General features: G+C 76.9%; 12 protein-coding genes. 5 read left to right on the top strand and 7 right to left on the bottom strand.

Annotation, left to right across the window (positions count from 1 at the left end):
* Window positions 1–63: 63 nt before the first annotated feature.
* Window positions 64–741 carry a GOLPH3/VPS74 family protein gene (locus tag AC24HA_RS03190; RefSeq protein WP_425708030.1) on the top strand — a complete coding sequence of 226 codons (678 nt, stop codon included), beginning with the start codon at window positions 64–66 and terminating at the stop codon, window positions 739–741.
* Between the two features lie 25 nt (window positions 742–766).
* On the top strand, window positions 767–3,373 hold the full coding sequence (locus AC24HA_RS03185; RefSeq protein WP_425708029.1) for a DEAD/DEAH box helicase: 2,607 nt from the start codon (window positions 767–769) through the stop codon (window positions 3,371–3,373).
* Between the two features lie 75 nt (window positions 3,374–3,448).
* Here AC24HA_RS03185 and AC24HA_RS03180 read toward each other — a convergent pair whose 3' ends face one another.
* The 7 genes from AC24HA_RS03180 to ssd form a co-directional block, all read right to left on the bottom strand.
* Window positions 3,449–3,868, bottom strand: a complete 420-nt coding sequence (locus AC24HA_RS03180; RefSeq protein WP_425708028.1) for an Rv3654c family TadE-like protein — start codon at window positions 3,866–3,868, stop codon at window positions 3,449–3,451.
* On the bottom strand, window positions 3,865–4,362 hold the full coding sequence (locus AC24HA_RS03175; RefSeq protein ID WP_487563578.1) for a TadE family type IV pilus minor pilin: 498 nt from the start codon (window positions 4,360–4,362) through the stop codon (window positions 3,865–3,867). The genes AC24HA_RS03180 and AC24HA_RS03175 overlap by 4 nt, the downstream gene beginning before the upstream one ends.
* Window positions 4,362–4,580: a DUF4244 domain-containing protein gene (locus tag AC24HA_RS03170; RefSeq protein WP_425708026.1), complete on the bottom strand. Its 219-nt coding sequence runs from the start codon at window positions 4,578–4,580 to the stop codon at window positions 4,362–4,364. Before AC24HA_RS03170 ends, AC24HA_RS03175 begins: the two co-directional genes overlap by 1 nt.
* A 213-nt stretch (window positions 4,581–4,793) precedes the next feature.
* Entirely contained in the window at window positions 4,794–5,342 is a 549-nt protein-coding gene (locus AC24HA_RS03165) for a type II secretion system F family protein (RefSeq protein ID WP_425708025.1), read from the bottom strand.
* Window positions 5,339–6,250, bottom strand: a complete 912-nt coding sequence (locus AC24HA_RS03160) for a hypothetical protein (protein WP_425708024.1) — start codon at window positions 6,248–6,250, stop codon at window positions 5,339–5,341. The genes AC24HA_RS03165 and AC24HA_RS03160 overlap by 4 nt, the downstream gene beginning before the upstream one ends.
* The gene (locus AC24HA_RS03155; RefSeq protein WP_425708023.1) at window positions 6,247–7,605 is read right to left on the bottom strand and encodes a TadA family conjugal transfer-associated ATPase; all 1,359 of its coding nucleotides are present in this window, start codon (window positions 7,603–7,605) and stop codon (window positions 6,247–6,249) included. Before AC24HA_RS03155 ends, AC24HA_RS03160 begins: the two co-directional genes overlap by 4 nt.
* Window positions 7,602–8,576, bottom strand: a complete 975-nt coding sequence (gene ssd, locus AC24HA_RS03150) for a septum site-determining protein Ssd (RefSeq protein WP_425708022.1) — start codon at window positions 8,574–8,576, stop codon at window positions 7,602–7,604. Before ssd ends, AC24HA_RS03155 begins: the two co-directional genes overlap by 4 nt.
* Before the next feature lie 326 nt (window positions 8,577–8,902).
* Here ssd and AC24HA_RS03145 point away from each other — a divergent pair, with 326 nt between their 5' ends.
* From AC24HA_RS03145 to acs, 3 genes are all read left to right on the top strand, one after another.
* Window positions 8,903–9,898, top strand: a complete 996-nt coding sequence (locus tag AC24HA_RS03145) for a hypothetical protein (protein ID WP_425708021.1) — start codon at window positions 8,903–8,905, stop codon at window positions 9,896–9,898.
* 116 nt (window positions 9,899–10,014) lie between these two features.
* Window positions 10,015–11,604: a hypothetical protein gene (locus AC24HA_RS03140; protein WP_425708020.1), complete on the top strand. Its 1,590-nt coding sequence runs from the start codon at window positions 10,015–10,017 to the stop codon at window positions 11,602–11,604.
* Window positions 11,605–11,661: 57 nt separating this feature from the next.
* Window positions 11,662–13,644 carry an acetate--CoA ligase gene (acs, locus tag AC24HA_RS03135; RefSeq protein WP_425708019.1) on the top strand — a complete coding sequence of 661 codons (1,983 nt, stop codon included), beginning with the start codon at window positions 11,662–11,664 and terminating at the stop codon, window positions 13,642–13,644.
* Window positions 13,645–13,648 lie beyond the last annotated feature (4 nt).

The following is a 13,648-nucleotide window of genomic DNA, read 5'->3' as shown; positions in this document are numbered from 1 at the left end:
CACCGGTCGGTCGCCGCGCGGGGCCGGCACGCCTGCGGGCACCCTGCCCGCTACCGTGCTGGTGTGACGCTGCTCGCGGAAGACCTCACCCTGCTCCTGCTCGACGACGACTCCGGGCGCTTCACCCACCACTCCTACCTCGTCGCCGGGCTCGGCGGCGCACTGCTGGCCGAGCTCGCCCTCGGCGGCTGGGTCCAGATCGGGGAGCCGTCCGGGCTGTTCCGGCGCTCGACCGTGGAGCCGACGGGTGCGCCGCCCCCCGAGCACCCCGTTCTCGCCGACGCTCTGGAGGAGGTCACGGCCAAGGACCGCACCGCGAGCGAGCTCGTCACGCGGCTCGGCCGCGCCGCCAGGGAGCCGCTGCTCGAGACGCTCGCGGAGCGCGGCATCCTGCGGCGCGAGGAGGGGCGGGTGCTCGGCCTGTTCTCGAGCACCACGTGGCCGACGGACGACGCCAGGCACGAGCGCGAGATGCGCGCCGCGCTGACGGCGGCGATCGCCGAGGGCCGAGGGGACGCGCGAGCCGTCGCGCTGCTCTCCGTGCTCTCGGCGATGGACATCGCCCACAAGGTCCTGCCCGTCGAGGGGCTCGGCGGTCGGGAGGTCCGCCGCCGCGTGAAGGAGATGGCCGAGGGCGACTGGGCCGCCAAGGCGGTCAGGGACGCCGTCGCTGCCGTCGACGCCGCCGTGATGTCCGCTGTCGTCGCCACCACGGTCACGGGCTCGGGGGGCTCGAGCTGACTCGGGTACGGCGCAGAATGTCCCGGTGACCTCACTCGTCGACCTCCTGCGCCGCGTGGGCGCCGAGGACGACCGGCTGGTCCACCTCGAGCACCTGCCGGCCCGTCCCGCCCGCACGGCCGACTGGCCGTCGTGGGCCGACCCCGATCTCGTGGCCGGCTACCGCCGGCTGGGCGTGGCGCTGCCGTGGACCCACCAGGTGACCGCCGCGCAGGCCGTCCACGAGGGAAGGCACACGGCGGTGGCGACCGGCACCGGCTCCGGCAAGTCGATGGCCGTGTGGCTTCCCGTGCTGTCCGCGGTACGCGCGGGCGCGCTCGCCGCCGTGGGCCCTTACGCGGGGTCGATCGCGCGGCACACACGTCGGCCGACGGCTCTGTACCTGGCGCCGACCAAGGCCCTCGCGCACGACCAGGCCACCGCGCTCGAGGGCCTGCTCGCGGCGAGCTCGCTGACCTCGGTGCGGGTGGCCACGTGCGACGGCGACACCCCGGACACCGAGCGTGACTGGGCGCGCGAGCACGCCGACGTCGTGCTCACCAACCCGGACTTCGTCCACTACTCCGTGCTCCCGTCGCGGCGCCGCTGGGAGCGGGTCCTGCGCGGGCTGTCGGTCGTGGTGGTCGACGAGGCGCACGCGTACCGGGGCGTCCTCGGCGCTCACGTGGCGCTCGTCGTGCGGCGGCTCCTGCGGGTCGCGCGGCACCTCGGCGCCGATCCGGCGGTCGTCTGCCTGTCCGCGACCAGCGCGGAGCCCGGCGTCGCCGCCGCCCGGATCATCGGCACGTCGACCGACGAGGTCGTCGTGGTCGACGACGACGCCTCGCCGGCGGGCGACCGCTACCTCGCGCTGTGGCAGCCGGCCCCGGCCGACCGGTGGGGGGCCGGAATCGCCTCGTCCGGGTCCGCGTCCTCGGAGCCCTCGCGCGTCGGCGCCGCGCCCGCGGCGGCGGCCACGTCCCCGGGCGGGCCGCCGGTCCCCCTCGTCGACGACGCGCCGCGCGGCGACAGCGACGACGACCCGTGGGCACTCCCCGCGGACGCGGTGGCGGCCGAGGAGGAGGTGCTCGACCGCGCCGAGGTCGACGAGGTCGAGCGCAGGTCGGCGCTCGCGGAGTGCGCCGAGCTCGTCGCCGACCTCGTGCCCGCCGGTGCCCGGACGCTGGCGTTCGTCCGGTCCCGTCGCGGCGCGGAGGCCCTGGCCGAGTCGGCTCGCCGACACCTCGCGCTCGTCTCGCCCGCCCTCGTGGACACGGTCCGTGCCTACCGCGGGGGCTACCTCCCCGAGGAGCGTCGTGCGCTGGAGGCCCGGCTACGCTCGGGCGAGGTGCTCGCGATGGCGACGACCAACGCGCTCGAGCTGGGCATCGACGTCTCGGGGCTCGACGCGGTCCTGCTGTGCGGGTGGCCCGGCTCGCGCGCCTCGATGTGGCAGCAGGCGGGGCGCGCCGGGCGCGCGGGGGCCGACGGCGTGGCCGTGCTCGTGGCCTCGGCCGACCCGCTGGACTCCTTCCTCGTCCACCACCCCGAGGCCGTGCTCGGGGAGCCGGTCGAGGCCACGGTGTTCGACCCGTCCAACCCCCACGTCCTCGCGCCCCACCTGTGCGCCGCGGCCGCCGAGCTGCCGCTGACGGCCGAGGACCTCGCGCTGTTCGGCATCGAGGACGAGCGCGGGCGCGCGCTCCTCGACCACCTCGTCGACACGCTCGGGCTGCTGCGGCGCCGCCCCACCGGCTGGTACTGGGACGTGGCGAACACCGTGCGTGCCCAGGACCTCACCTCGCTGCGCGGCAGCACCGAGCGGCAGGTCCAGATCGTCGAGTCCGCGACGGGCACCGTGCTGGGGACCGTCGACGCCGGCAACGCCGACACCACGGTCCACCCCGGCGCGGTGTACGTCCACCAGGGCCGGGTCCTGCTGGTGGAGACCCGGGTCGACGACGTCGCGATGGTCACCGACGGCGCCCACCTGCCGTACCGGACGCGCGCCCGGAGCAGCTCGAGCGTCCGGTTCCTGTCCGAGGAGGCCGTGGTCGAACGCGGCGGAGTGCGCTGGTCGACCGGCGAGGTCGAGATCACCGGGCAGGTCGACTCGTTCGTACGCTACCGCGTGCCCGACCAGCGGCAGATCGGGGTCGAGCAGCTCGATCTCGACGCGCGCACGTTCCGCACGGTCGGCACGTGGTGGACCCTCGACGAGGCCGCCCTCGAGGCGGCGGGCGTCGACCCGGGCCGGCTCGGCGGGGCGCTGCACGCGGCCGAGCACGCATCGATCGGCATGCTCCCGCTGCTCGCGACGTGCGACCGGTGGGACATCGGGGGCCTGTCCACCGAGGCCCACGACCAGACCGGCCGGCCCACCGTGGTCGTGCACGACGGCTTCCCGGGCGGAGCAGGGTTCGCGCGCCGCGGCTTCGACGCATCGGTGGAGTGGGTACGCGCCACCCTGGAGACCGTGCGGACGTGCCCGTGCGTCGCCGGGTGCCCGCGCTGCGTGCAGTCGCCGAAGTGCGGCAACGGCAACTCCCCGCTGGACAAGGCGGGAGCGATCGCGCTCCTCACCGTCCTCGCAGGCGCCGCCGAGCGGCACCCGGAGGCGGAGGCTTACGCGCCCCCGACCGGCGACCTCTGACTGGCGCTCCCTCCGCCCGGGCACCGCGCGCCCACCGCACGTGGCGGGCGCACTCACCGCACGGGGCCGGCGCACTCACCGCACGGGGCCGGCGCGGGCGTGAGCCACCGCGTCGTAGGTCCCGAACACGCCGAGCTCCACGAGCACCGTCGCCGACACGACGACCTCCTCGCCCTCCACCTCGCACGACACCGTGGCGGCCTCGTTGAGGCCCACCACCCCGGTCGACCGCGCGCACGCCTCGGCCGGTGCGGCGCCGTGCTGGAGCGCACCGGCGGCGGCCAGGGAGCCGAGGTCGGCGGCGCCCTGGGCCTCCTGCCGGGCGACCTGGACGCGGGCCAGCGCGAGCACACCGACCAGGAGGAGGAGCATGGACGCGACGACGCCCGCGACGAGGACGGTCGCCGCACCGTGCTCGCGGTCCCGGTCGACGACCCGCGCGGCCTCTCGGCCCCGGACCCTCCCGGCAGGCGGCCCGGAACCCGGGGCACTCACGGCGAGCCCTCTCCGACGAGCGCCTCCTCCGGGACCGCGCTCGCGCTGGCGATGACCCGACCACCGACGAGCGAGAGCGGACCCGGGTACGGCGCCACGACCGTGACGACGACGAGGCCGTCGTCCTGCGCCACCGTGACGTTCGCGTCGTCGGGCGCCAGGCGCTGGGCGTGGTCGACGACCACCTGGGAGCTCTCCCCGGCGGCGGCGGCCCGCGCGCCGGCCTGGGCCGCGTCGGTGGCGCGGATGTGCGCGGCCCCAGTGGCGATCGCCGAGAGGACGAGCAGGAGGACGAGGGCGACGGCGGGCAGGACGGTCGCGAGCTCGGCCGTGACCATGCCGCGCTCGTCCGGTCCGGGCCGGTGGGACGCGGCGCCGGCCGCCCGGTGACGCGAGGACCGGCCCGTCCGACGGAACCCGGCCTCGTCCGTCCGGCGGGGCGCGGCCGGGGGCCGGGCATGGTGCCCGGCCCCCGGCTGTGCGTGCGTGGTCATCAGACCCCGAGCGCCCGCGTGATGAGCCCGGTCACCATCGAGATGACGGCGTCGCCGTTGAGGATCCCGATGAGCGCCGCGGCGAGGCCGGCCGCCGCGACCGTGCCGATGGCGTACTCGGCGGTCGCCATCCCCGCCTCGGGATCCTCCGCCGCGCGTCCGTGCCGTGCACGAAGGGTGGTGGTGAGGCGGTGAGCCGCCTGGGTGATCGTGTGCATGTCGTCGTCCTTCCCCGGTTCGTCCCGGTGTGCGCCCGACCCGGTGCCGGGCTCGCGGGACCAGGCTGCCGAGGCGGTGTGCCGGCCCGCTCCGGGACGGTCGGGGCCTGTGCATCCATGCGCACGACGGATACCTGTGGAACCCGCGTCGCGCGAGCTGTCCCGCGCTCGGGGCGCCGTGGCCGGCGCTCTGCACCGCGCGGCACGCGGCCCTCATCGCCCGAGCAGGTCGAGCCCCGCGCCGAGGACCACGGGCAGGATCCCGAGCAGGACGAAGGCGGGCAGGAAGCACAGTCCGAGCGGGAGGACGAGGCGGACGCCTAGTCGCGCCGCGGCCTCCTCGGCCGCCCGGGCCCGGTCCGCCCGCAGCGTCTCGGCCCGCATCGTCAGCAGCGGTCCCGGGTCGGCGCCGTCGTTCCAGGCGGGCTCGAGGCAGTCGGCCAGCGCCCGCGCGTGGGCGGGCGCGCCGGCCCACGCCTCCTCCCACGACGCACCGAGCAGGAGGAGGTCTCCGGCCGGGCGCAGCGCCCGGGCGGTGCTCCCGTCGCCGATCTCGGTCAGGGCACCGCCGAGGGCGCGCAGCGCGCCGGGCACGGAGCTGCCGGCCGCGAGGGCCGCCCCGCACAGGTCGAGCAGGACGGCGGGGTCGAGGGCGAGTCCGGGCAGGCTCGGTCCGCGTCGCCGTTCAGGAACGGCGACCGGGCGGGTCAGCAGCCACGGGGCGACGGCCGCGACGGCGAGCAGGAGCAGATGGACACTCATGCGTCGGCCGTCTCGGCCCGGCGCTCCTCGCGGAGCACCCAGCACCAGCCGCCGACGAGGAACGCCGTGCCGACCACGAGGCACACGGTGCCGAGCCCGCCGTCGAGCAGGACCCCGACCGGGTCCGCCCCGACCGCGGCACCGAGAAGCAGCCCCAGGAGGGGGAGCCAGCCGAGCAACCTGCCGGTCGCTCGCGGCCCGGCGAGCGCGACGGTACGCGCCCCGGCAGCGCGCGCCGACTCGGCGATGCCGACGGCGCTGCGGTCGAGGATCTCCGCCAGCGGCGCACCGGTGGCACGCGTGACGCGGCAGGCCGCGACGACCCCCGCCAGCGCGCCGCGGGCCGAGGCCCGCTCCGCCCGGTTGCCGAGCCGTGGCCCGGCCCGGCGGCCCGCGCCCGGCCGCCCCGCGGACCGCGGACCGCCGCCGAGCCGACCGGCGAGGTCGAGGAGCGCGACGGGGACGCCGCTCTCGTCGAGCTCGGCGCCGGCCCCGAAGGTCTCGCCCGCGGCAGCGCCGGCCGAACGCGCCGCGCCGACGGGCGCCACACCCTCGACGGCACCGGCGGCCCCGGCGCGAGAGAGCTCCCCGTCGGACGAACGAGCCACGACGACCCCCGCGTCACCCCCACGCCCGGCGGGCTCGCCACGGGGCGGGAGACCGGACCGGCGCAGCGCGGCGGTCCAGGCCCGCCCCGGGTCCGAACCGGCACGCAGCCGCATGGCGACCTCGGACACCAGCAGGCCGGGATCGAGCTGCACGGGCCGGTGCCGCCGCCTGCGCCGTGTCAACGGGGCCGCGGGACCGACGGCGCGACGCGCAGGTCGCCGCACGCGCCTGGGCGGCGGCGCGAGGAGCGCGACGGCGAGCAGCACGAGCACGCCGGCGAGCAGGACACCGGACGTCATGCCCCGGTCCTCACCCGTGCCCGGTCGGCGCGCCGACCGGGTTCCGCACGTGCCCCGTCCGTCCGTGCGTCCTCGCCCACCGCGGTCCGGGCCCGCGCCCGTCCTGCCCGCGCCTGCCCGGTCCGCCCACCGTCGGCGCCGACCGGGGACCGGTCATGGCCGTCGTCCTCCGCCGAGACCGCGGCGAGGGCGGCGGCCACGACGTCGTCGCCGACCCGGTGCGCGAGGCGGTCGACCCCGGGGCCACCCGTCACCCGTCCGTCCGGCGCGACCGTCAGCGCGTCGACGCAGTCCAGCTGTGCTCCGGACCGGACGAGCACGCCGACCTGGGCGACGTGCCGGCGTCCGTCGGACCGCCGCAGGTGCACCACGGCGTCGATCCCGGAGGCGGCCTGCGCGGCGAGCGTGGACTCGGTCATCCCGGCGAGCGCCGCGAGCGCGACGAGGCGGCTGGGCACGTCCTGCGCCGTGTTCGCGTGCACCGTCGCCCACCCGCCCTCGTGGCCCGTGTTGAGCGCGCCGAGGACGTCACGGACCTCGGCTCCGCGGCACTCGCCGAGCACGATGCGGTCCGGCCGCATCCGCATCGCGGCCCGCACGAGGTCGGCCAGCGTGACCTCGCCGGCCATCTGGACGTTGGGTCGGCGGACCTGGAGATGGACGACGTGCGGGTGCGCGGGGCGCAGCTCGACCGAGTCCTCGAGGCAGACGATGCGCTCGCGGTGGTCGGCGAGTCCGAGGAGCGCGGCGAGCATCGTGGTCTTGCCCGTACCGGTGGCCCCGGAGAGCACGACGTTGGCCCGGCTGCGCACGAGGGCTTTCAGGACGGGTGCGACGTGCGCGGGCACCGCGCCCAGGCCGACGAGGTCCGCCAGCGACAGCGTCCGGTCCCGGAAGGTGCGCAGGGAGATCGTCGTCCCGTCCGCGGCGAGCGGCGGGAGGACGGCGTGCAGCCGCGTCCCGTCGGGCAGCGTGCCGTCGACGACGGGCGCGGCATCGTCCAGCCGCCGGCCGCACGCGGCCGCGAGCCGGGTCGCGAGCCCCCGCACGGCGCTCTCGTCGCCGAGCACCCGACGCGGGTCGGGCACCGGGACGAGCCCCTCGCCGCGGTCCGCCCACACGCCCGAGGGGCCGTTGACGAGGACGTCGGTGACGTCGGGAGCGGCCAGGAGGGGGGCGAGCAGGGTGCCCGCACCGAGCAGCTCGGCACGCAGGTCGTGCTCGAGGCGCAGGAGCGTGCCGGAGCCGAGGGCACCGACCGTACCGGCGTCGAGAGCCTCGGTGACGTTCCGCCCGGCGGCGACCTCGGCGCGCACCCAGGAGGCACCGGACACCGACGCGGGTCGCGCCCTCACGGGAGAAGCCCCAGCGCGTCCGCGACCTCCTCCGCGGCGGCGCGCAGCGGCCCGCGCCGCGCCCCGGGGACGACCCCGTGCTCGACGCCCGCGTCGAGGGTGCGTACGTGGCGTACGACGCCACGCAGCGGCAGCCCGCAGGCCTCTGCCACGTCGGACGCGAGGACGTCCTCACCGCTGCGCCGGCGCACGACCAGCGAGATCTCCGGGCCGCCGGAGGACCTCGCGAGCGCTCGTGCCGCGGCTGCCGCGGCGGCACCGCCGCGCAGCCCGGCGCTCGCCGTCAGCACCAGGTGGTCGAGGTCGTCGATCAGCGACGGGCGGGAGTCCTGAGCGCGGAAGAGGACGGTACGCGGCAGGTCGAGGACGACGACCTCGGCGGCCTGGGCGACGGCGCGCACGGCCCGGGCCACGACGGGCTCGTCGACGTCGGCACCCCCGCGCAGGTCGCCCCCGAGGAGGCGGACGTGCTCGAACGCGGGAAGGGAGGTGGCGAGTCGCTCGGGCAGCAGCGTGCCCTCCTGGCGCCGGAGGTCCGCCCACCGCGTCCCCGGGTCGCGCTCGAGGCCCGTAAGGAGCTCGACGACGCCTCCGGCCGGGTCGAGGTCGACGAGCGAGACGGGGATCCCGGCGCGCACCGGCACGCTCGCGAGCGCCACCGCGAGCATCGTCGCCCCCGAGCCCCCGTGGGCACCCACGACCCCCACGCGGGTCGCCCGTGCGGGCACCGCGCCGAGCAGCAGGTCCAGCAGCCGTTCCTCATCCCTGGGGACCTGCAGGCGGGCCCCTACCTCCGGGCCCGCGACCACCACCAGCTCGCCCGAGCCGACGTCGTCGAGGACGATCGCCGCGCCGCGCCAGTCGTCGCTCACGCGCACGCCACCCAGCTCGCCGAGCCGCCGCACCGCGTCCCGGCCGGCCGAGTCCGGCGCCCCTCCCCGCACGGCCACGACCGCCGTCGTCCCACCCATGGTCACCCTCCGTCCGCGGCACGGGATGCGCCGTCGGAACCGACGCTGCCGCACCCGACCGGGCGCTCGCCCTGGACCTGTGGACCACGACTCGTCGTCATGCCCTGTGGACCGGCGACGGGGCCCGCGGGGAACGGCGACGGCCTCCGTGGCGACCGGGGGTGGGCGCCCGCGGGGACCGCGGCGGCCCGACTACCCTGGTGCCGACTCGTCCGACCCGCGGGCGCCCGACCGGAGGCCAGAGCTCGATGTCGTCGCCGTCCGGACCCGCTCCCACGCCGGTGTCCGCGGAGACTCCCGAGGACGCCGGGGCCACGGACGGTTCCGTGCCCCGCGCGAGGGCCGGGGCCACCTCGGCGGGTCGTGCCCGGCGGCGTCGGCCCTACCGGCGTCGCACGCGGCTGCCCCAGCACGCGTGGGCCGTCGTGTTCGCCGTCCTTCTCGTCCCCGGCACGCTCGGCGTCCTCGCCGTGCTGCCGTGGGCCTCGGCCCGGGTGGTGGCGACCTCCGGCACCGACGGTGCCCTCGGACCCATGGCCGCGCTGCTGGCTCTCACGCTGGCCGCCCTCGTGCTCAGCTGGCTCGTCGGCTGGGCGACCGCCGTGTTCTCGTCCGTGACGGCCTGGCTCTACGCGCTCGGCGGCTGGCTGGTCGTCTCGCTCTCGGCCGACCGTCTCGCCGAGGCGGACCCGCCCGCCGCGTTCAGGCGGGCCGCCGACGGGTTGCACGTGCTCGCCGAGCACGGGACCGCCACCGTCGCGGTCGTCCTGGTGGCCGGTGTCGCGATCGGCACCTCGATCGCGCGCCGGGCCGGTCGCTCCGACGAGCGCGCCGAGGCCACCACCGGGCACGAGCGTTCCCGCCGCGGGGACCACGTCCTGGCGACCGCGCCCGCCGTGGTGCTCGGCGCCGCCGGTGCGTGGTTCGTCGCGCTCGCCTCGCCCGGGCGTCCCGAGGGCGACGGCTGGGGGTCGTGGCTGCTGCTCCTCGGCGCCGTGCTCCTGGCGGCGTGCGCCGCGACGTCGGGGATCTCCTCGATCGGGGGGCAGGTCGCCGGCGGGCTCCTCGTGGTTCTGTGCCTGCTGCACACGTCGTTGCTCGGCACCGGGCCGGTCCCCGTGGACCTCGACCCGGGCCAGTCCTCGAGCGCCCTCGCCGACGGCACGCTCCTCACGCTCGGTATCGCCCTGGCGATGGGGACGTCCGGCGCACACTGGGCGCGCCGGTCGGGCAAGCGGTACGAACGCACCGAGATGGCCATCGCGCAGGTCTCCCGCACGGGCGGTCCCGCCGCCCGTCGCACCCCTCGCCGCCCCGTGTGACGCGCGCAACGCGCCGGGGCGCCTCCGCGGCGCGCGCGAGATGCGGCCGTAGCGTGGCGGGAGACAGGTGGGAGGCCGTCCCGCCACGCCCACGTCATGTCGAGGAGGCAGTCACGGTGACGGACAACCCGACCACGGACGGGTCGCGCACGTCGGCCGACGAGGAGCTGGCCGCGGCGCGTCGCCGCGCGCTGCTGCCCACCTCCTCCCCCGACCGGTTCCAGCCTCGCCCGGGTCCGGAGGAGACCGGGGCGCCCGCGGCCGAGGTCGACGACGACGCCGCCACCGAGCGGGATGCCACCGAGCGGGATGCCACCGAGCGGGATGCCACCGAGCGGGATGCCACCACCGAGCGGGATGCCGCCGCCGAGCACGCGGCCGGTACCGACGGCCGCGAGCCCGAGCGGACCGAGGCAGCACCCGCGGAGCCCGACCCCGCCGACCGGGCCCACGCCGACGACGTCGACACCGTCGTGGTCGCCGACGACGCAGACCCGGCAGCGCCGCACGGCGCCACCGGCAGCGGCGCACGGGCCGCCCGACCGGACGACACGTCGGTCACGGCCCCGCCGCCCCCGACCGGCGAGGAGACCGCCGAGGACGAGGTCGACGCCGAGTCCTGGGACGCCGCGTTCGCCTCCGGCGGCGACGGCGTGCCGACGGCGGCCGAGCACCCCGCCGACGCACCCGACACGGACCCGCAGACCGCTGACGCACGCGACGCGGACGCGCACTCCGCGGACACGGACGGCGCGCCCTCCTCCGGCACCACCACCGACGGCGCGCCCACGACCACCACCGCACCCACCACCACCGCCGCTCCGGCGGACGACGAGGACGACGAGGCCTGGACGCCGCTGTTCGCCGCCTCGCGCGCGGCGGCCGCCCGCAGCGCCGGCTCGGCCGACGCGGCGCAGGGGCACGCGCCCGACTCCGCCGTGCCCACGACCACCACTCCTGACGCCCCGGGCTCCGACGGCACGGCCACGACCAGGCTCGCCGCCGGCGGAGCCGCCCGCAGCGGTCGCGGCGGCAGCACGCCCGAGTCGAGGGCGGCGGCGTCCACCGCGGGTGCGACCGCAGCGGGTACGACCGCCGCCGGCACCGCGGCGGGCTCGACGACCACCGGCCGGAAGGACCAGGGACTGCCCGACACCTGGGACGGCGACGCCCCGCAGGACGCCCCGCCGAGCCGGGGCGCGGGCACGCACGTCTGGGTCCTGCTCGTCTCCCTCGTCCTGGCCCCCGTGGCCTGGTACCTCGTCGCCGACGCCGGGGCGCGCCTCTCCAACGGCGAGAGCACCGCCTGGGTGACCGGCGACGTCGTCGCCGAGCACGTGGCCGAGCTCGGCGCCGGTGCGGTCCTCGTCCTGCTCCTCGTCCTCCTCGCCCGCGTCAGCTCGCTCGGCGCCTGGGTGTGGGGCATCGTCGGGACCGTGCTCGGCGCGGCCTGGCTCGTCGTCCCGGGTCCCCTGTCCGACCTGCTCGACCCGGTCCTCGACGGCCTGACGAACCTGTCCGGCGTCGAGTCGCTGGGCGAGAACATCGCCGCGCACCTCGTGACGGACGGCACGTCCGGGCGCCTTCTCATGTACGGGCTCGCGCTTCTCGGCGTCGCCATCGCCACCCACGGGGCTCGCCGGGCGGGCCGTGCGGAGGGCGTCTTCGTCGCGGAGGAGCGGCGCGCCACCCGCCCCCGGGGCTAGGCTCGTACCCGGACACGGAACCGGGCCCGCAGGGCCCGCAACGGCGAAGGGGCCCCGATGACGACCGACGAGACGACCGGCGGAGTGGACAACCTGCTCACCGAGACGCGCACGTTCGCACCCGACCCGGAGTTCGCCGCCCAGGCGAACGCAGGGGCCGACCTCTACGACACTGCCGCCGCCGACACCGACGCGTTCTGGCTCGACCAGGCGCGCGACCTGCTCACCTGGCGCACCGAGCCCACGCAGTCCCTCGACTGGTCGGGCGCCCCGGTGGCCCGCTGGTTCGCGGACGGCACCCTCAACGCGTGCGAGAACGCCGTCGACCGGCACGTCGCGGCCGGGCACGGCGACCGGGTGGCCATCCACTTCGAGGGCGAGCCGGGCGACCGGTACGACCTCACGTACGCCGAGCTGCTCGAGCAGGTATCGCGCGCCGCCGGAGCGCTGGAGGCCCTCGGCGTCACGACCGGCGACCGCGTGGCGATCTACCTGCCGATGATCCCCGAGGCCGTGGTCGCGATGCTCGCCTGCGCACGCATCGGCGCCGTCCACTCCGTGGTCTTCGGCGGGTTCTCCGCCGACGCCCTCCACTCCCGGATCATCGACGGCGACGCGCGGCTCGTCGTCACCGCCGACGGCGGCTGGCGCCGCGGCAAGCAGCTCCCCCTCAAGCGGGCGGTCGACGACGCGCTCGCCAAGGGCGGCACGAACGTCGAGCACGTCCTCGTCGTGCGCCGTACCGGCCAGGAGACCGACTGGACCGAGGGTCGCGACGTCGAGTGGGCCGAGGCGCTGGCCGCGGCCCCGGCGGAGCACGAGCCCGTCGCCGTCGAGGCCGAGCACCCCCTGTTCCTCCTCTACACGTCCGGCACGACCGGGAAGCCCAAGGGCATCCTCCACACGACCGGCGGATACCTCACCCAGTCGCAGTACACGTTCCACAACGTGTTCGACCACAAGGCCGGGCAGGACGTCTTCTGGTGCACCGCCGACGTCGGGTGGGTCACCGGGCACTCCTACGTCGTCTACGGACCGCTGTCCGACGGCGTCACGCAGGTCCTGTACGAGGGCACCCCGGACACCCCGCACCAGGGCAGGTGGTGGGAGATCGTCGAGCGGTACGGCGTGACCCTCCTCTACACCTCGCCGACCGCGATCCGCACGTGCATGAAGTGGGGCGAGGACGTCCCGGGGAAGTTCGACCTGTCGAGCCTGAGGCTGCTCGGCACCGTCGGTGAGCCCATCAACCCCGAGGCGTGGATGTGGTACCGCCGCGTCATCGGCGCCGAGCGCACGCCCGTGGTCGACACGTGGTGGCAGACCGAGACCGGCGCGATCATGATCGCGCCGCTGCCGGGCGTGACCTCGACGCAGCCCGGCTCGGCCACGAAGCCCCTGCCGGGCATCTCCGCGGAGATCCTCGACGACGCCGGCAAGGCCGTCACCGACGGCCAGGGGGGCTACCTCGCGCTGACCGCGCCGTGGCCGGCGATGACCCGTGGCATCTGGGGCGACGAGCAGCGGTTCGTCGACACGTACTGGTCGCGCTTCCCGGGCAGCTACTTCGCGGGCGACGGCGCGCGCAAGGACGACGAGGGCGACATCTGGTTCCTCGGCCGCGTCGACGACGTGATGAACGTGTCCGGCCACCGCCTGTCCACCACGGAGATCGAGTCCTCCCTCGTCTCGCACCCGAAGGTCGCCGAGGCCGCCGTCGTCGGAGCGAAGGACGACACGACCGGCCAGGCCGTCGTCGCGTTCGTCATCCTGCGCGGCGACGCGCTCCAGGAGGCCGACGAGCCCGGCGAGGGGTCCGACGTCGTCGGCGAGCTGCGCGCGCACGTCGCCGCCCAGATCGGACCGATCGCCCGGCCGCGGACGCTCCACGTGGTCGCCGAGCTGCCGAAGACCCGCTCGGGGAAGATCATGCGCCGCCTGCTGCGCGACGTCGCCGAGGGCCGCGACGCCGGCGACGTGACCACGCTCGCCGACACCTCGGTGATGGACCAGATCACCCGGGGGATGCAGCAGGACTGACCGC

The organism is Georgenia sp. Z1491 (assembly GCF_057652395.1).
Note: the sequence above shows the minus strand (reverse complement) of the source record. Positions and strands in the feature narration are given on the sequence as shown.

What these genes read in the sequence shown, in the direction of transcription:
- AC24HA_RS03165 (WP_425708025.1), bottom strand. Translation starts at nt 5,342, where the DNA reads ATGAGTGTCCATCTGCTCCTGCTCGCCGTCGCGGCCGTCGCCCCGTGG.
- ssd (WP_425708022.1), bottom strand. Translation starts at nt 8,576, where the DNA reads ATGGGTGGGACGACGGCGGTCGTGGCCGTGCGGGGAGGGGCGCCGGAC.
- AC24HA_RS03170 (WP_425708026.1), bottom strand. Translation starts at nt 4,580, where the DNA reads ATGCACACGATCACCCAGGCGGCTCACCGCCTCACCACCACCCTTCGT.
- AC24HA_RS03160 (WP_425708024.1), bottom strand. Translation starts at nt 6,250, where the DNA reads ATGACGTCCGGTGTCCTGCTCGCCGGCGTGCTCGTGCTGCTCGCCGTC.
- AC24HA_RS03175 (WP_487563578.1), bottom strand. Translation starts at nt 4,362, where the DNA reads ATGACCACGCACGCACAGCCGGGGGCCGGGCACCATGCCCGGCCCCCG.
- acs (WP_425708019.1), top strand. Translation starts at nt 11,662, where the DNA reads ATGACGACCGACGAGACGACCGGCGGAGTGGACAACCTGCTCACCGAG.